This window comes from Bradyrhizobium betae (assembly GCF_008932115.1).
GTDB lineage: Bacteria > Pseudomonadota > Alphaproteobacteria > Rhizobiales > Xanthobacteraceae > Bradyrhizobium > Bradyrhizobium betae.
Map to the genome: position 1 here is coordinate 198,134 of NZ_CP044543.1, position 16,756 is coordinate 214,889.

General features: G+C 64.9%; 16 protein-coding genes. 8 read left to right on the forward strand and 8 right to left on the reverse strand.

Features of this window, described 5'->3' with window-relative positions:
* Positions 1–7: 7 nt before the first annotated feature.
* Together F8237_RS00985 and rnd are read left to right on the forward strand one after the other, a co-directional pair.
* Positions 8–1,339 (forward strand): ABC transporter substrate-binding protein, encoded by a 1,332-nt coding sequence (locus F8237_RS00985; protein WP_151641985.1) that lies wholly within the window; start codon positions 8–10, stop codon positions 1,337–1,339.
* A 415-nt stretch (positions 1,340–1,754) separates the two neighbouring features.
* The gene (gene rnd, locus F8237_RS00990) at positions 1,755–2,924 is read left to right on the forward strand and encodes a ribonuclease D (protein WP_151641986.1); all 1,170 of its coding nucleotides are present in this window, start codon (positions 1,755–1,757) and stop codon (positions 2,922–2,924) included.
* A gap of 258 nt (positions 2,925–3,182) precedes the next feature.
* On the opposite strand, the gene F8237_RS00995 is transcribed toward rnd, so the two are convergent.
* From F8237_RS00995 to F8237_RS01010, 5 genes are all read right to left on the reverse strand, one after another.
* Positions 3,183–4,565: an aspartate aminotransferase family protein gene (locus F8237_RS00995; RefSeq protein WP_151641987.1), complete on the reverse strand. Its 1,383-nt coding sequence runs from the start codon at positions 4,563–4,565 to the stop codon at positions 3,183–3,185.
* 173 nt (positions 4,566–4,738) lie between these two features.
* Entirely contained in the window at positions 4,739–4,906 is a 168-nt protein-coding gene (locus F8237_RS36200; protein WP_167527454.1) for a hypothetical protein, read from the reverse strand.
* Between the two features lie 34 nt (positions 4,907–4,940).
* On the reverse strand, positions 4,941–5,504 hold the full coding sequence (locus F8237_RS01000) for an isochorismatase family protein (RefSeq protein WP_151641988.1): 564 nt from the start codon (positions 5,502–5,504) through the stop codon (positions 4,941–4,943).
* Positions 5,505–5,529: 25 nt separating this feature from the next.
* Entirely contained in the window at positions 5,530–6,150 is a 621-nt protein-coding gene (locus F8237_RS01005) for a GNAT family N-acetyltransferase (protein ID WP_151641989.1), read from the reverse strand.
* Positions 6,137–6,754, reverse strand: coding sequence for a hypothetical protein (locus F8237_RS01010; protein WP_162005827.1), 618 nt, complete (start codon positions 6,752–6,754; stop codon positions 6,137–6,139). Before F8237_RS01010 ends, F8237_RS01005 begins: the two co-directional genes overlap by 14 nt.
* 71 nt (positions 6,755–6,825) lie before the next feature.
* Here F8237_RS01010 and F8237_RS01015 point away from each other — a divergent pair, with 71 nt between their 5' ends.
* Positions 6,826–7,866, forward strand: a complete 1,041-nt coding sequence (locus F8237_RS01015; RefSeq protein ID WP_151641990.1) for a LysR family transcriptional regulator — start codon at positions 6,826–6,828, stop codon at positions 7,864–7,866.
* Positions 7,867–7,873: 7 nt separating this feature from the next.
* Here the strand turns inward: F8237_RS01015 and F8237_RS01020 are convergent, their stop codons facing one another.
* A complete protein-coding gene (locus F8237_RS01020) occupies positions 7,874–9,013 on the reverse strand; it encodes an autotransporter outer membrane beta-barrel domain-containing protein (RefSeq protein WP_151641991.1) in 1,140 nt (379 codons plus the stop codon).
* 373 nt (positions 9,014–9,386) lie between these two features.
* Here F8237_RS01020 and F8237_RS01030 point away from each other — a divergent pair, with 373 nt between their 5' ends.
* Entirely contained in the window at positions 9,387–9,593 is a 207-nt protein-coding gene (locus F8237_RS01030) for a cold-shock protein (protein ID WP_007591938.1), read from the forward strand.
* A 91-nt stretch (positions 9,594–9,684) separates the two neighbouring features.
* Here the strand turns inward: F8237_RS01030 and purN are convergent, their stop codons facing one another.
* Together purN and purM are read right to left on the reverse strand one after the other, a co-directional pair.
* Positions 9,685–10,338, reverse strand: coding sequence for a phosphoribosylglycinamide formyltransferase (purN, locus tag F8237_RS01035; RefSeq protein ID WP_162005828.1), 654 nt, complete (start codon positions 10,336–10,338; stop codon positions 9,685–9,687).
* Entirely contained in the window at positions 10,338–11,411 is a 1,074-nt protein-coding gene (gene purM / locus F8237_RS01040) for a phosphoribosylformylglycinamidine cyclo-ligase (protein ID WP_151641993.1), read from the reverse strand. The genes purN and purM overlap by 1 nt, the downstream gene beginning before the upstream one ends.
* Positions 11,412–11,566: 155 nt before the next feature.
* Here purM and F8237_RS01045 point away from each other — a divergent pair, with 155 nt between their 5' ends.
* The 4 genes from F8237_RS01045 to ppx all read left to right on the forward strand — a co-directional run bounded on the left by F8237_RS01045 (position 11,567) and on the right by ppx (position 16,752).
* On the forward strand, positions 11,567–12,109 hold the full coding sequence (locus tag F8237_RS01045; RefSeq protein ID WP_151641994.1) for a CDP-alcohol phosphatidyltransferase family protein: 543 nt from the start codon (positions 11,567–11,569) through the stop codon (positions 12,107–12,109).
* A gap of 111 nt (positions 12,110–12,220) precedes the next feature.
* The gene (locus tag F8237_RS01050) at positions 12,221–12,898 is read left to right on the forward strand and encodes a P-loop NTPase family protein (RefSeq protein WP_151641995.1); all 678 of its coding nucleotides are present in this window, start codon (positions 12,221–12,223) and stop codon (positions 12,896–12,898) included.
* A 143-nt stretch (positions 12,899–13,041) separates the two neighbouring features.
* Positions 13,042–15,234 (forward strand): RNA degradosome polyphosphate kinase, encoded by a 2,193-nt coding sequence (locus F8237_RS01055; protein WP_162006337.1) that lies wholly within the window; start codon positions 13,042–13,044, stop codon positions 15,232–15,234.
* A 15-nt stretch (positions 15,235–15,249) separates the two neighbouring features.
* Positions 15,250–16,752 (forward strand): exopolyphosphatase, encoded by a 1,503-nt coding sequence (ppx, locus tag F8237_RS01060; RefSeq protein ID WP_151641996.1) that lies wholly within the window; start codon positions 15,250–15,252, stop codon positions 16,750–16,752.
* The last annotated feature ends 4 nt before the right edge of the window (positions 16,753–16,756 follow it).

Below are 16,756 nucleotides of genomic sequence, written 5' to 3' on the forward strand. Positions count from 1 at the left end.
TTTCTCGATGCTGTTTACCCGCAGGCTCATGCTTGGCCTTGCCATGGCAGGCTCGATTGTCAGCGCCCTCGCCGTCCCGGCCATGGCCGAAGGTCCGACCGAGATCGACCTGTTCTTTCCCGTGCCCGTCGACGGCAAGCTCGCCCGCGACATGGGCACGTTGATCAAGGAGTTCAACGAGACCCATCCGGCGATCAAGGCCACCGCCGTCTACACCGGCTCCTACGATGACACGCTGATCAAGACGCGCGCCTCGATCAAGGCCGGCAAGCCGCCCGCCGCCGTGATCATGTCGGCGAACTTCCTGCTCGACATGCAGATCGAGAACGAGCTCACCAACCTCGATGGCCTGATTGCCGCCGACGGCACCACCAAGGAAAAGTTCCTGGGCCAGTTCTTCCCGGCGCTGCAGGGCAACGCGGTGATCGACCGCTCGGTCTATGGCGTGCCCTTCCACAATTCGACGCCGCTGCTCTACATCAACGCCGACAAGGCCAAGGAAGCCGGCCTCGACCCGAGCAAGCCGCCGCAGACCTGGGCGGAATTGACCGACTGGGCCAAGAAGCTCACCAAGCGCGAGGGCGACAAGGTCACGCAATGGGGCATCGCGATCCCCTGCGCCTATGATTATTGCGGCTGGATGATGGAAACGCTCACCATGACCAATGGCGGGCGCTACTACAACGAGGAGTTCGGCGGCGAGGTCTATTACGACACGCCCTCGATGCTCGGCGCGCTGACCTGGTGGAACGACCTCGTCTATAAGCACAAGGTCCACGCCCCCGGCGCCACGCCCGGCCCTGCCGTCAGCACCTCCTTCATCTCCGGCAATGCCGCGATGATGATGCTCTCGACGGGCTCGCTGACCTATGTGCGCGACAACGCCAAGTTCAACTACAAGGTCGCCTTCATCCCGCGCAACGTCCGCAACGCCGTGCCGATCGGCGGCGCCTCGCTGATCGTTCCGGCCGGCGTCGAGGCGGACAAGCAGAAGGCCGCATGGACGCTGATCAAGTGGATGACCTCGCCCGAGAAGAGCGCCTGGTGGAGCCGCGCCACCGGCTATTTCGCGCCGAACATGGCCGCCTACAAGACGCCTGACATGGTCGACTTCCTCAACAAGAACCCGGACGCCAAGACCGCGGTCGAGCAGCTCGACGTCGCAAAACCCTGGTTTGCGACCTACAAGACCGTCCCGGTCCGCAAGAACCTCGAGGACGAAGTCATGCTGGTCCTCAACGGCAAGAAGCAGCCGAAGGAGGCCCTCGTCGCCGCCCAGAAGGCCGCCGACGAGACGCTGAAGCCGTACAACGCGGAGACGTCGCTAAAGCTGCCGTAAGGCCGGCTGTGACGACGGCAAAAGACCATCGGCGCCCCGTCCTGCGGGGCGCCGAATTCGTCTGGACGACAGCGACCGTTAACCCCCCGTCCACCATCCGGCCGCCCCCGCTGCCGGTAACCATGACGCTTAACAGACCCTCAATTCACCCCAGACAAGTCTAGCAATGTTTCTGGGGAGATTTTTGCCGTGGATCTGCTGGTTGTCGAGTTCCTGGGTCTGGCGCTGGTCGCCATGTGCGTGGTCGTGGTGGCGCTGCCTTGCGCCCGCAAATCCTCGAACCGGGTTCGCTACGAATAGGAATTTCGTCGGAATCAGGCGATTCTAGCCCCATGCAAGGCTCGAATTCGCTGAGAGCCCCTTGACATCACAGCGCTTTCGGCAGAACGGCTGATGTACTTGTCATGGGCTGTTCATGGATTTGATTACCACCACCGCTGACCTCGCGGCTGCCTGCAGCCGACTGGGCAAGCACCCCGTCATTACCGTCGATACCGAGTTCCTGCGCGAAACCACCTATTACCCGCTGCTATGCGTGGTGCAGATGGCCAGCGCCGAGGAAGCCATCGTCATCGACACCCTGGCCGCGGGCATCGACCTCAAGCCGTTCTTCGAGCTGATGGCGAACGAGGCCGTGCTCAAGGTGTTCCACGCCGCCCGGCAGGACATCGAGATCATCTGGCACCAGGCCAACATCATCCCGCACCCGGTGTTCGACACCCAGGTCGCCGCCATGGTGCTCGGCTATGGCGACAGCATCGCCTATGACGCCCTGGTCGAGAAGGTCGCCGGTCATCGCCCGGACAAGACGCATCGCTTCACCGACTGGTCGCGCCGGCCGCTGACCAAGGAGCAGATGCATTACGCTGTATCCGACGTCACTCACTTGCGCGACGTGTTCGCCGCCCTCGATGCCGATTTGAAGAAGCGCCGCCGCAGCGAATGGGTCTCGATCGAGATGGAGGTCCTGACCTCGCCCAAGACCTACGACTTCCACCCCGAGCGGGCCTGGGAGCGGCTCAAGACGCGCGTGCGCAAGCCGAAGGACCTCGCCGTCCTGATGGAGGTCGCCGCCTGGCGCGAGCAGGAAGCCCAGAGCCGTGACGTGCCGCGCGGCCGCGTGCTGCGCGACGAAGCCGTCAGCGACATCGCGACCCACGCCCCGAACACGATCGAGAAACTCGCAAATCTCCGCTCGGTGCCGAAAGGTTTCGAGAAGTCGAAATGGGGCGCGGACATCGTCGCCGCGGTCCAGCGCGGGCTGGCGCGCGATCCCGCCACGCTGCCGAAGCTGGAGAAGCCGCGCAACAACAACAACGGCGCCGCCATCGTCGAGCTCCTTAAGGTCCTGCTGCGCATGACCGCCGAGCGCCACGCGGTCGCCAGCAAGGTGATCGCCACCGTCGACGATCTCGAGGAGATCGCAGCCGACGACGAAGCCGACGTGCCGGCGCTGCGCGGCTGGCGCCGCGAACTGTTCGGCGATGCCGCCTTGAAGCTGAAACGCGGCGAGCTGGCCCTCGCGATCGAGAAAGGCCGCGTGATCGGGGTTCAGCGGGTAGAGGCAGTTAAACCGTCATCCTGAGGTGCGAGGCGTGCGGTGCAAAGCACCGCGCGGGGAGCCTCGAAGGATGAACGGCCCCGCTGCTACCATCGGGACCGTCGCCCTTCGAGGGCCGCTTCGCGGCCACCTCACGGTGACGGTGATGGATTAGGGCCTCGCTGCTTCCACATCGTCATTGCGAGGAGCTCTTGCTACGAAGCAATCCAGACTGTTTCCGAGGAGGGATTCTGGATTGCTTCGCTGCGCTCGCAATGACGGAATTTGACGCAACAGCCTGCCTTACGCCGGCGTCAGCTTCGCCACTTCGCCCTTCATGTCGTTCAGCACGCCCGTGATCGCCACGATCAGCTCGTCGATCTGCGCCTTGGTGACGATCAGCGGCGGGCAGATGGCGATGGCATCCAGCATGTTGCGAGAGATCACGCCGCGCTCCTGGAGCATGCGGCTCGCCATGCCGCCGACGGCGCCGGGCGTCGCCGCTGCCGTCTTGCGGCCCTTGTCGAGAACGAGTTCGATCGCCGCGATCATGCCGACGCCGCGCACTTCACCGACCAGCGGATGGCTGGTGAGCTCGCGCAAGCGACCCTGCATATAGCCGCCGAGCTCGGCGGCATGCGCGACCAGGCCGCGTTCCTCGATGATCTTGAGGTTTTCGAGGGCGATGGCCGAGCCGACCGGATGGCCGCCCGCGGTGAAGCCGTGGCCGAGCACGCCGATCTTGTTGCTCTCGTCCGCGATCGGCTCGAACATGCGCTCGTTCATGATGATCGCCGACAGCGGGAAATAGCTCGAGGTGATCTGCTTGGAGACGACCATCGCGTCCGGCTTGATGCCGTAGGTCTCGCAGCCGAACATCTTGCCGGTGCGGCCGAAGCCGCAGATCACCTCGTCGGCGACCAGCAGGATGTCGTACTTCTTCAGGACCGCCTGGATCTTCTCCCAATAGGTCGCCGGCGGCACGACGACGCCGCCTGCGCCCATCACCGGCTCGCCGAAGAAGGCCGCGATCGTCTCGGGCCCTTCCTTCTGGATCAGCGCGTCGAGCTCCTCGGCCCGCCGCGTCGCGAAGGCCTCCTCGCTCTCGCCGGGGGCGCCGTCCTTGTAGAAATGCGGCGAGCCCGTGTGCAGGATGTTCGGCAGCGGCAGGTCGAACGAGCGATGATTGTTCGGCAGGCCCGTGAGGCTGGCGGATGCAATGGTGACGCCGTGATAGGCGCGCATGCGGCTGATGATCTTCTTTTTCTGCGGCTGGCCGAGCGAGTTGGACCGATAGGCGATCAGCTTGAGGACAGTGTCGTTCGCCTCCGAGCCGGAATTGGTGAAGAACACCTTGCTCATCGGCACAGGCGCCAGCGCCACCAGCTTCTCGGCGAGATCGATCGAGGGGCCGTGCGATTTGGCAGAGAAGGTGTGATAGAATGGCAGCGCCTGCATCTGCTTCTGCGCGGCCTCGACCAGCCGCTTCTCGTTGAAGCCGAGCCCGACGCTCCACAGACCCGCCATCGCCTCGAAATAGCGCTTGCCCGACGCATCGAACACGTAAGGCCCCTCGCCGCGCTCGATCACCAGCGGACCAGCCTGCTGGTGCGCGCGCGCATTGGTGTACGAATGGAGCTGGTAGGCCACATCGCGGGCTTCTTGCGAATTGGGCAGCATGGACATTTGCGGGCATCCCTCAGGTCGTCACGTCGCAGGCACAGCCGGCGCATTCACGTGATTATCAGGTCACTTGGCTATTGCGACGGGGCAAAACTTGCAACGCCAATTCGTGAGCAGCAAGCGCTCAGCAGCGATGCACAAAGCCGCATGCAGATGGCCGGCACATGCGGCGGCTCTCAAGCCGCGCCGTCGTCATCCCCGTCGGCAGCGGCGGCGGCTTCCTTCACCTCCACCAGCGCCATCGACAGCAGATAGACCGTCGTCGGCAGGCCGACGCGGCGGGCCGTCTCGGCGGCACGCGACAAATCGCTCGCCAGCTCCCTGAGCTGCTCTCCCCGTGACAATGTCCCACCCCATCCATCTGCCAGTCGCGGCCGCTTACACCGCGATGGCGCCGCTGGTTCTGATCAGTTCGGCGCTGGGATGGATTGTAGCAAAATTCCCGATGACATTCACTACCGCATCCCTGTACGCAGCCGCATCGCCCGCAACAGGCTGCCGGCAGGCCACGGCGTCGCCGATCACCTGGTAGCGATGGCTGCGGTGAAACCCGTCGACGGCGGTGGCGAGAATGGTCTCGTCGAGGGAAAAGCCGATCAGAATGCAGCGCACGCTGCGGATATTGGACATGTAGTCCACGAACCGCGACGCGCTGTAGGCCGAGGGCAGCGGGTGCTCGAACGTCATTTCTCCCGGCTGCGGCTTCGCTTCCGCGATCCAATCGGTCAGCCTGGATGCCGGATTGAACCAGGCCGCCTGGGCGATGCGCTTGAGATGCATCACCGGCCAGAGATTGGCGCGCCACAGCGCCAGGAGTTCCAGGCAGCGCATCGTGGCCGCCTCGCCATCCAGGATGACGTGGCGACGCCCGGGGGTCAGGTATTCGACCTGGAGATCCGCGCAGATCAGGATCGGCGGATCGTCATGGATGGAGGCCAGCATGGTCTTGCGCAGAGCTGCACCAGTTTCAACGATCGGCGAGTGCGAGGTCCCGTAGCGGCGAGGTCACCGACCGCCCCGCCGATGCGTCGAGCACGCCCGGCCGGTCCCAATCGCCCTCCGGACGAATGATCACGTAGGGATCGCTGTCCAGCGTGATGGCGTCCGGCCCCGGCTCGATCTCCAGCAGCATCTCCGTGTAGGAGAAATCCGAGAAGGTGATCTTGCGGTTGTGGCCGAGCGGCTTGGCGCCGAAATGAGCCCAGAAATCGACCAGCCGGTCCTGCGCCTGGCCGTAGATCTTGCGGAAGCCCTTGCGCTTCACATAGTCCACGCTCGCCTGCACCAGCTTGAACGAGATGCGCGAGCGCCGATACTGGTGTCGCACTGCAAGCCGCTCCACCTTGGCGAAATCGCCGAAGAAGCGCACCCGCAGGCAGCCCGCGGGCTCGTTGCCGATGTAACCGATGAAATGCGCCGCGACCATGTCGTTGCCGTCGAACTCCTCGTCGAACGGGCAATCCTGCTCGGCAAGATAGACCGCGGAGCGAATGGCGGTGACCAGCATGAGATCGCTGGGATCGCGCGCAAGGCGAACGGTGATGGCGCGGGAGTCGGGCTTCGCGAGAGGAATCCTAGTACCGTGCATCTGCATAGCTCCTTGCTTGGATGATCGCGCCCGGCATGCGCATTGGCCGCCGATGCCACGGGCGCTCGTAACACCACAGGTCCGGCTGAAAGCTCGCGATGGGCGCAAAGCCCGTCGCCTTCATGATCTCGCGTCCGGCCACCGTTGCCGGCTGCGCATAGCAATCGGCGCCGCGAAATCTTATCTGACGCAGATGCGCCGAGGCCTTGCCGAGACCGGCGATCCCGCGGCCCGTCGCCGCGATCGCCCAGATGTAGATTGCGGAGACGTCCTGGTCGGCCGACGCGAGATAGCGCGTCTGCGGCGCCGTCAGGCAGATCTCGTCGAGCAACAGCGCGTCGTGACCGAGATCGTTGAGAAACAGGAAGGCCATCCCGCCGAGCAGACGGCCCTTCCGGCTGAAGGTCAGGAGGCTCTGCGGATCGAAGGCGAAATAGCGTTCGAGCTCCGCAGCCCCGATCTGCACGCCCGGCACCAGCCGATGCGCCATCCCGGCCAATTCTGCGATTTCGGAAAATTGCGCAACGCGGACATCGACGTCCGGGCTCAGCGACAGGGCGTCGAAATCATGCCTTGCGGCAAACGAGCCCCTTTCCATACTCATGTCGTCCCTCTATCGTTCGGGGGTTTTATGTGCCGCTACGGCGAGAAGCTTAGCGGCTGGAGATCAGGAGTATGCAGCAAGTATTGCACCGGGGTGCTGCAATGACGCAGCACCATGAAGAAGCGCTAAATGCGTCATGGGACGATTTGAAACTGTTTTTAGCATGCGCAAAATTTAAAAGTTTTCGTAACGCCGCCGAAGAGCTCGGACTGACTTCCACCACCCTGATGCGCAGGATCGACCGGCTCGAGGAAAGCATCGGCTGCAAGCTGTTCCTGCGCGACCAGAGCGGATTGACGCTCAGCGACGAAGGCACCGCGATGATCGCCGACGTCGCGCACATGGAGCGCCACGCCTTCAACGTCTTCCGGCGCGCCTCGCGCTCGTCGAACGACACGTCGGGCACCGTGCGCGTCGCGGTGACGGAAGGCCCCGGCAATTTCTGGATCCTGCCGCGGCTGATCGACTTCCAGAAGACCTACCGCAAGATCACCGTCGATCTGCGCTGCGCGATGGAGCAGGCCGACGTCGCGCGACTGGAATCCGACATCGCGATCCAGCTCGAGCCGCCGACCAATCCCGACCTGATCGTCGCCAAGCTCGGCCGCCTCCACATCTACCCCTTCGTCTCCAAGGAGTACGAGAGCCTCTACGGCGTGCCGGCGACGCTCGCGGAATTGAAGAACCACCGCATCATCAAGCAGAGCGCGCCGCAGGTCGACGACAGCGCCTATGCCCGCGTGCTCGGACTGAAATCGCTCGAGGGCATCGTCGGGATCAAGACCAACTCTTCGGTCGGCGCGCTCTATGCGGTGGAGCGCGGCGCCGGCATCGGCTTCCTGCCGACCGTGTCGATCGCGCTCGGCGTGCCGCTGGTCGCCGTCGATCTCGGCGTCAGCCATCACGCCGATCTCTGGCTCACCTATCACAAGGAGTTCCGCTCCTCCGAGCGTCACAAGATCGTGGTGGAATGGCTGAAGAAGATCTTCGACCCCAAGACCTATCCCTGCTTCCGCGACGAGTTCATCCATCCAAACGCGCTGGTGCCGATGATGACGGCCGCGCGCGAGGGGTTTGGATTGACGGGATACGCCGCGGCGACGCCGATCTGAGCGCGCCTCACCACCGATATTCGAAGCCGACCGTGCCCTGGTGCGATGTCAGCTCGTTGCGGAACTTGCCGTCGTAATTGACGTAGAGCCGCGCGGTGCTGGTGAGGCTGAGCGAGGCCGAGGCGCCGGCATCCATGCCGTAACGGCTCTCGCCGATGCCGGGCACGACGATGTTCTGGGTGCCGAGGCTGACCTGCACCGATCCCAAATTCTGATAAAAATTGTCGACGAACTTGCCGTAGGCTGACAGGTCCAAAATCTTCCGGTCGAAGATGAAATAGCGCCCGATCTCGGCGCCGATCATGACGCGCGCGCGCGACAGCGCGGTGGAGCCGACGTTGAGCGGATCGAGCCCTCCCGCCTCCTGGAACGCGGCGCTGGTGGCGCGCACATATTCGAGCGCGCCCTTGGGCACGATGCGCATCTGGTCCCGGGTCCAGTAATAGCTGATCTCGGTCAGCGCGCCGTCGACGGCGGCGCGATAGCCGGCGGTCGCAAGGCCAAGGCCGGTGTCGCGGCTGGAGCGGACCTTGCCGAAACCGTGCACCACCGCGAACGCCCAGGTCCAGGGGCCCTTGTCGACCGAGCCGCTGAAGCCGAGTTGCGTCAGGTCGAGCGTTGCCGACTGGAGCGCCAGCGGCACGTCGATGTCGGTATGGCTCTGGTCGACGGAGAAGCCGAGATTGACGCCAGGGGCGACCCGCGCGCCAAAGCCGGCGACGCCTCCGAATGTCCTGCGCTTGTCGCCGACGAAATCGCCCTGCGCATCGGTCCGGACCGAGATGCCATAGCCTTCGAACCAGGTGCGGTAGCGCGGATCTTCCGTGGTCGCGGACGCACCGCCGCCGCCGGGATTGGTGCGGAATGCCCGGTTGACGCCGCCAGAGGCCTGGTTACCGAGCCGCTCCAGGAAATTCGAGCCGAGATTGAGCGCGCTGTTGCCGGCGGATTGGTCGTAATTGGTCGAGGTCGGCACCGGCGTCGGCGATGCTGTCGGCGTCGGGGTCGGCGTGGGAGTCGGGCTCTGCGCGAAGCCGGGTGTCGCCGCGCACATCGTCACGACGAACGCGACAGCCGTCATGATCCGGCGGGCGCGGTCCAGCCCGGTCGTCTGCCGTGTCCCGGAGGGCTGCGAGGTGCAGCGCATGACGATGAATCCCGAAGCAAAATGGCGGCGCGCAAAAATGCAACACGATGCTGCGGCACCCTGCTGCGATTTGTGCCGAACTGCCACTAAGGGTCAACCTGCGGGCATGTCATCGCCGAGGCTATTGCCCTGATTGTGGTTCCGCGGCCACAGGTCGTAATTTGCGCGCGGTGACATCCGAGCCGGTCTTGAAATCCGCACGCGGCTTGCTAACGCGCGCTTTTCATGTTGCAATATTGAACACAATCGGAATTGGCCGCTCGGCTGTGCGTTTCGCGACATTGAGACTCGAACAGACTTCCGGAAGCCCGTTTGTGGCGTGGCACGCGAAAAGCGGCCGCGTCGTTTTTGTATCCAGCGGAGGAGACTGAGGATGCCGCAAAAGGGCACCGTCAAATGGTTCAACCCGACCAAGGGCTATGGGTTCATCAAGCCGAACGGCAGCGACAAGGACGTGTTCGTCCACATCTCCGCCGTCGAACGGGCCGGACTCTCGACCCTCAACGAAAACCAGGTGGTTGAATACGACCTCGTGGAGAACCGCGGCAAAGCCTCCGCGGAAAACCTCAAGGTCTCCTGACTTCTCTCACGCCTGACAAACGAGAGATCATGACGTTGCCCCCGGCTCTGCCGGGGGATTTTGTTTGAGGCGGCGAAACGTGACGGCGCCTTCAGCCGACCACCGGCGCAACCAGAAAATTTTCCGACGCCGCGCTGCCCGCCGTCTTGCAGACATCGCCCTCGATCCGGACCTTGCCGGTCGCCAGCAGCCGCAGCGCCTCGGGATAGATGCGGTGCTCGACTTCGAGGATGCGCTCCGACAGCGTATCCCCGGTGTCGTGATCGCCGACGGGGACCGCGCCCTGCATCACGATCGGGCCGGCATCGGTCTCGGGGATGACGAAGTGCACTGTCGCGCCAGACAGTTTGACGCCGGCGCGCAGGGCCTGGCCGTGCGGGTCCAAACCGGGGAACGACGGCAGCAGCGACGGGTGGATGTTGAGCATCCGCCCGTACCAGGCTCTGGTGAACTCGGCCGTGAACAGACGCATGAAGCCGCCCAGACAAATCAGCTCGATGCCGTGCTGGTCGAGGGCTGCCTGCAGCAACTTCTCGAAACCGGCGCGGTCCTTGCCGAACGGCTTGCTCTCGATCACCAGCGTGTTGACGCCGGCCGCCCTCGCCCGTTCGAGCCCGGGCGCATCGGCCTTGTTCGAGATGACGAGCGAGATCTCCGCCGGAAAATCCGCAGCAGCGGCGGCCCTGATCAGGGCGGACATGTTGGAGCCGCGGCCCGAAATCAGGATGGCGACGCGGCGCTTCATCACAGCGCCAGATCGAGGTGGCCGTTATAGACGACGCGGTGCTCGCCCTCGGCCGGGATCACGGTGCCGAGCTGCGCCACGGTCTCGCCGGCATCGGTGAAGACCCGCACGACCTCGTCGACCTTGTCCGGCTCGACGATCGCGATCATGCCGATACCGCAGTTGAAGGTGCGCAACAGTTCGAGTTCCGCAATGCCGCCCTGCGCGGCCAGCCATTTGAACACCGGCAGCACCGGCAGGCGCGCAAGGTCGATGCCGACGCCGAGATGGTTCGGCAGCACGCGCGGAATGTTGTCGGTGAAGCCGCCGCCGGTGATGTGGGCGAGCCCCTTCACCGCGCCGGTCTCGCGGATCGCGCGCAGGCAGGATTTGACATAGAGCCTGGTCGGCGTCAGCAGCGCGCCGCCGAGCGTCATGACCGGCGCGAACGGCGCCTGCGCCTCGAAGCCGAGGCCCGACTGCTCGACGATCTTGCGCACCAGCGAGAAGCCGTTGGAGTGCACGCCCGACGAGGCGAGGCCGATCACGGCATCGCCCGCGGCGATGTTCTTGCGCGGCAGCAGCGTGCCGCGCTCGGCGGCGCCGACGGCAAAGCCGCCGAGGTCGTAGTCGCCATCCTTGTAGAGGCCGGGCATCTCGGCGGTCTCGCCGCCGATCAGCGCGCAGCCGGATTCGCGGCAGCCTTCGGCAACGCCGGCGACGATCGAGGCGGTCGCCTCCGGGTCGAGCTTGCCGCAGGCAAAATAGTCCAGGAAGAACAGCGGCTCGGCGCCCTGCACCACAAGGTCGTTGACGCTCATGGCGACGAGGTCGATGCCGATCCCGCCATGCAGGCCGGTCTCGATCGCGATCTTCACCTTGGTGCCGACGCCGTCGGTGGCGGCGACGAGGACGGGGTCCTTGAATCCGGCCGCCTTGAGGTCGAACAGGCCGCCGAAACCGCCGATCTCGGCGTCGGCGCCGGGCCGTGCGGTGGCGCGCACCATCGGCTTGATCAGGTCGACCAGGCGGTTGCCCGCATCGATATCGACGCCTGAATCGGCGTAAGTGAGGCCGTTTTTGCGGTCGGTCATGCCCGATTTCCAGTGGGTTTGCGGCTGGTTACGTCGAATTCCGGGGACGCGCAATGGCTCGCATGGCGCCCCGCCCTATACTATGTAGATATCAACCGGTTCAGCCTCACCAAGAGGCGGGATTCGAGGTCAGGCCGGGTGCCGGGAAGCGCCGTGTGAGTATTCCGAATATCATTACCCTGGGCCGCATCATGCTGGTCCCGATCATCGTCTGGGCCATCGTGTCGAGCCAAATGGAAGTGGCGTTCGCCGTGTTCCTCATCGCCGGCATCAGCGATGCCGTCGACGGGTTCCTGGCCAAGCGCTTCAACATGACGAGCGAGCTCGGCGCCCTGCTCGACCCGCTCGCCGACAAGGCGCTGCTGGTCTCGATCTACCTGGCGCTGGGCATCTGGGGCGACATCCCGCGCTGGATCGTCATCCTGGTGGTGTCTCGCGACATCATGATCGTCACCGCGGTGATCGTCTCCTGGCTGTTCGACAAGCCGGTCGAGATGAAGCCCTCGAAAGTGTCGAAGCTCAACACCGCAGCCCAGGTGGCCTATGCGGCCCTGGTGCTGGCCGCCCTCGCCTTCGGATTCAACGCGGCGCCCTATGATATGATCCTGATGGGTCTCGTGACGGTCTTCACGCTGTCCTCGGTGTCGCTGTACCTCGTCGAGTGGTTGCGGCACATGAGCACGATCGACGCCAAGTAAAGCGATCGAAGCCAAATGAGCCGGGAGGCGGCCCCGCAAAAGGCCAACTCCCGCTCGATACGTCCAGTCTCTAAAAACCAAGCCGGCGCGCCGGCACGGAGCACAGCAAGCGTGGCAGGCCGCGTTCACCCCCGACAATTGGCGTTCTCGCTTCCGCATGCGGAGAGCCTCAGCCGGGACAATTTCCTCGAAGGCCCGGCCAACGCCGCCGGTCTTGCCCTCGTCGATGCCTGGCACGAATGGCCGAACCGGATCATGTGGCTGGCCGGCCCGGAAGGAAGCGGCAAGAGCCATCTCGCCGCGATCTGGGCCGAGGACGCCGGTGCCCGCTCGACCACCGCCGACGGTCTGACCGCCGAAGCCGTCCCAGGCGCGCTCGCCACCGGCGCGCTGGTGGTCGAGGATCTCAAGGCCGGAGCGTTCGACGAGCGCGCCCTGTTCCACCTGATGAACCTTGCCCGCGAGGACGGCGCCTATGTGCTCTTCACCGGACGCGAGATGCCGGCATCGCTGCAGATCGAGCTGCGCGACCTGCGCTCGCGGCTGCGCGCGGTGCCTGTCATCTCACTGCTGCCGCCCGACGACCAGCTTTTCCGCGGCCTGATCGTCAAGTTCTGCGCCGATCGCCAGCTCGCCGTGGACGAGAGCGTGGTCAGCTATCTCGCCACCCGCCTGGAACGGTCCTCGGCGGCCGCCCGGCGGGCTGTGGAACTGCTCGACAGCGAGGCCCTGCGGCTCGGCCGCCCCGTGACAAGGGCGCTGGCCGCCGAGCTGCTCCGGGACACCTGACCTGATCGTCCAACCTTATGGCCGCTTGACGCAGGCCGGCGGCGGAACATCAATGTCATCGAAACGTCATCGGACTAACACATGCTCCCGCCGGTTTTGCGCATGGATCGCAAATTGGGGCGAACTGGATGGACCGACTTCTCATGGACTCCGCGCAAACTGTTGAAAACAAAGAAAAAGCCACGGAGACCGAGAGCCTGCCGGCGATCGCGTTGAGCCCCGAACGATTCATCAATCGCGAGCTGTCCTGGCTGCATTTCAACCGCCGCGTCCTCGAGGAATCGGTCAATCCCAGCCATCCCGTGCTGGAGCGGGTGCGGTTCCTGTCGATTTCAGCGAATAACCTCGACGAGTTCTTCATGGTTCGCGTCGCAGGCATCAAGGCTCAGATCCGCGAGGGCATTGCCGAGCGCGCCCCCGACGGACTGACCCCGTCCGAGCAGCTGGCGCTGATCAACCGCACCGTCTCCGAGCTGGCCTCCGACCAGCAGGCGATCTGGGCCGCCCTGCGCGGCACGCTCGCCGACGACGGCATTGCGCTGGTCGACGGCAAGGACGTCACCAAGGCGGAGCGGACCTGGATCGAGGACTATTTCCTCAACAACGTGTTCCCACTGCTGACTCCGCTGGCGATCGACCCGGCCCACCCCTTCCCGTTCATTCCGAGCCTCGGCTTCACCATCGCGCTGCAGCTCACGCGCGCCGCCGACGGCAGGCAGATGAACGCGCTGATCCGCATGCCCGGCAAGATCGACCGCTTCATCCGTCTGCCATCCGAAGGCAAGGTGGTCCGGCTGATCTCGCTGGAACAGGCGACCGGCCTGTTCATCAACCGGCTATTCCCCGGCTACAACCTTCAGGGCCAGGGCGCCTTCCGTATCCTCCGCGACTCCGAGCTCGAAATCGAGGAAGAGGCCGAAGATCTCGTTCGCCTGTTCGAGACCGCGCTCAAGCGCCGCCGCCGCGGTTCGGTGATCCGGCTTGAGATCGACGCCAAGATGCCGGAGCAGCTGCGCAACTTCGTCCAGCACGCGCTCTCGGCCGCCGACGACGAGGTGTTCCTGGTCGACGGCGTGCTCGCCATGAACGAGCTCTCGCAGCTCACCCGCCTCGACCGACCCGACCTCGAATTCACCCCTTACGTGCCGCGCCATCCCGAGCGTGTGCGCGAGCATGGCGGCGACATCTTTGCCGCGATCCGGCAGAAGGACCTCGTCGTCCATCACCCCTACGAATCCTTCGACGTGGTGGTGCAGTTCCTGCAGCAGGCCGCGCGCGACCCTGACGTCGTCGCGATCAAGCAGACGCTCTATCGCACCTCCAACAACTCGCCGATCGTGCGCACACTCGCGGAGGCTGCCGAAGCCGGCAAATCCGTCACCGCGCTGATCGAGCTGAAGGCGCGCTTCGACGAAGAGGCCAACATCCGCTGGGCGCGCGACCTCGAACGCGCCGGCGTGCAGGTCGTCTACGGCTTCCTCGAATTGAAGACGCACGCCAAGCTCTCGATGGTGGTGCGCCGCGAGGGCGGCAGCCTCACGACCTACGTCCACACCGGCACCGGGAATTACCACCCGGTGACCGCGCGCATCTACACCGACCTCTCCTATTTTACCTCGGACCCGACGATCGGCCGCGACGCCGCGCGCGTGTTCAACTTCATCACCGGCTATGCCGCGCCGAGCGATCTGGAAAAGATGGCGGTGTCGCCGCTGACCTTGCGCAAGCGCATCATCGAACACATCCAGGGCGAGACCGCACACGCCAAGCACGGCCGTCCGGGCGCGGTCTGGATGAAGATGAATGCGCTGGTGGACCCCGACATCATCGACGCGCTCTACGAGGCCTCGCAGGCTGGCGTTCAGGTCGAGCTCGTGGTGCGCGGCATCTGTTGTCTGCGGCCCGGCATTCCCGGCCTGTCGGAGAACATCCGCGTCAAGTCGATCATCGGACGCTTCCTGGAACACGGCCGAATCTACTGCTTCGGCATGGGCCAGGGCCTGCCGGGCGCCAAAGCGGCTGTGTATATCTCCTCGGCCGACATGATGCCGCGCAACCTCGACCGCCGCGTCGAGGTGCTGTGTCCGCTGCAAAATCCCACGGTGCATCAGCAGGTTCTCGAACAGATCATGGTCGCGAATCTCAAGGACAATGAGCAAAGCTGGCAATTGTTGCCGGACGGGTCCTCAACGCGTATGAAGGCCGCGAAGGGCGAGGAGCCTTTCAACGTCCACAACTACTTCATGACAAATCCGAGTCTGTCTGGCCGTGGAAAGTCGCTCAAGGAATCCTCGCCGCGCCGTCTCACGCGCCGTAATGAACGTCATCAATCCTGATCCGGGATCTCTGACGTGAAGCGGCCGCGCAAGCGCGGCTCGAGCGTCGCTGTCATCGATATCGGCTCCAACTCGGTCCGTCTCGTCGTCTACGAGGGGCTGGCGCGAAGCCTCATACCGATCTTCAACGAGAAGACGCTGTGCGGTCTCGGACGCGAGGTGCAGAGCACGGGCCTGCTCGCGCCCGATGCCGTCGACAAGGCGCTGACCTCGCTGAAGCGCTTCCGCGCGCTGTGCCGGGTGATGCAGGTCGGACGCGTGTTCGCGATTGCCACCGCGGCCTGCCGCGACGCCTCGAATGGCCCTGATTTCATCGCGAAAGCCGAGCGCATCTGCGCCGTGAAGATCGAGATTCTGTCGGGCCCGCGCGAGGCGCGGCTGTCGGCGCTCGGCGTCATCTCCGGCATCCATCATCCCGACGGCATCGTCGGCGATCTCGGCGGCGGCTCGCTCGAGCTGATCGACGTGCGCAGGAACAGCGTGCGCAGCGGCGTGACGCTGCCGCTCGGCGGCCTCGCGCTGCAGGACCTCGCGCACAAATCGCTCAAGCGCGCCGACCGCATCGTGCACGAGGAGCTCGACGACGTGCCGCAGCTCACCGCGGGCCACGGCCGCACCTTCTACGCCGTCGGCGGCACCTGGCGCGCGCTCGCGCGCATCCACATTCTCCAGAGCGGCTATCCGCTCCAGGTGATGCACGGTTACTCGATTTCGGCTGCCGAGGCGCTCGACTTCTCGCGCCGTCTGCGCCGCCTTGCGGCCACCGGCATGCTCGCAGACATCGAGGTGGTCGCCGACGCCCGCCGCCCGCTCCTCACCTATGCGGCGCTGGTGCTCGAGCACATCATCCGGGTGGCGAAACCGAAAACCATCGTGTTCTCGACCTTCGGCGTGCGCGAGGGCCTGCTTCACGAGAAGCTAACGGAGACCGAACGCAACAAGGACGGTTTGATCTGCGCGGCGGAAGAGCTGAACCAGTTGCTGTCACGCTCGGCCAAGCACGCCCGCGAGCTGATCGCCTGGACCGATCGCCTCGCGCGCGTGGTGAAGCTGCGCGAGACCGACGAGGACCGCAGGCTGCGCCATGCGGCGTGCCTGCTCTCCGACATCGGCTGGCGCGTGCATCCCGACCATCGCGGCGAGCAGACGCTGAGCCTCGTCGTCAACGGCAATTTCGGCGCAATCACCCACACCGAACGCGCTTTTGTCGGCCTGTCCGTGTTCTACCGCTATGCGGGCCTGAGCGAGGAAAACCAGCCGCCGCTGACGACGCAGGAGCTGCTGACGCCGGCCCAGCTCGAACGTGCCCGCCTGCTTGGCGCAGCGTTCCGCGTCGCGCACTTGATCTCGGCCGCGCGCCCGGGCGTATTGCCGGCAACGCATTTCCGCAACCAGGGCCGCAATCTGATGCTGGTGTTCGAGCATCGGCTCGGCGACCTCGTCGCCGACCGCGTCGGCAGCCGCTTCCGCCAGCTCGCCCGCCTGATCGGCCGCGCGGGCTCGATCGTCCGACGCTAGAAAA

Coding starts and splice junctions, on each gene's coding strand:
- F8237_RS00985 (WP_151641985.1), top strand. CDS start 8: ATGCTGTTTACCCGCAGGCTCATGCTTGGCCTTGCCATGGCAGGCTCG.
- rnd (WP_151641986.1), top strand. CDS start 1,755: ATGGATTTGATTACCACCACCGCTGACCTCGCGGCTGCCTGCAGCCGA.
- F8237_RS00995 (WP_151641987.1), bottom strand. CDS start 4,565: ATGTCCATGCTGCCCAATTCGCAAGAAGCCCGCGATGTGGCCTACCAG.
- F8237_RS01000 (WP_151641988.1), bottom strand. CDS start 5,504: ATGCTGGCCTCCATCCATGACGATCCGCCGATCCTGATCTGCGCGGAT.
- F8237_RS01005 (WP_151641989.1), bottom strand. CDS start 6,150: ATGCACGGTACTAGGATTCCTCTCGCGAAGCCCGACTCCCGCGCCATC.
- F8237_RS01010 (WP_162005827.1), bottom strand. CDS start 6,754: ATGAGTATGGAAAGGGGCTCGTTTGCCGCAAGGCATGATTTCGACGCC.
- F8237_RS01015 (WP_151641990.1), top strand. CDS start 6,826: ATGCAGCAAGTATTGCACCGGGGTGCTGCAATGACGCAGCACCATGAA.
- F8237_RS01020 (WP_151641991.1), bottom strand. CDS start 9,013: ATGCGCTGCACCTCGCAGCCCTCCGGGACACGGCAGACGACCGGGCTG.
- F8237_RS01030 (WP_007591938.1), top strand. CDS start 9,387: ATGCCGCAAAAGGGCACCGTCAAATGGTTCAACCCGACCAAGGGCTAT.
- purN (WP_162005828.1), bottom strand. CDS start 10,338: ATGAAGCGCCGCGTCGCCATCCTGATTTCGGGCCGCGGCTCCAACATG.
- purM (WP_151641993.1), bottom strand. CDS start 11,411: ATGACCGACCGCAAAAACGGCCTCACTTACGCCGATTCAGGCGTCGAT.
- F8237_RS01055 (WP_162006337.1), top strand. CDS start 13,042: ATGGACTCCGCGCAAACTGTTGAAAACAAAGAAAAAGCCACGGAGACC.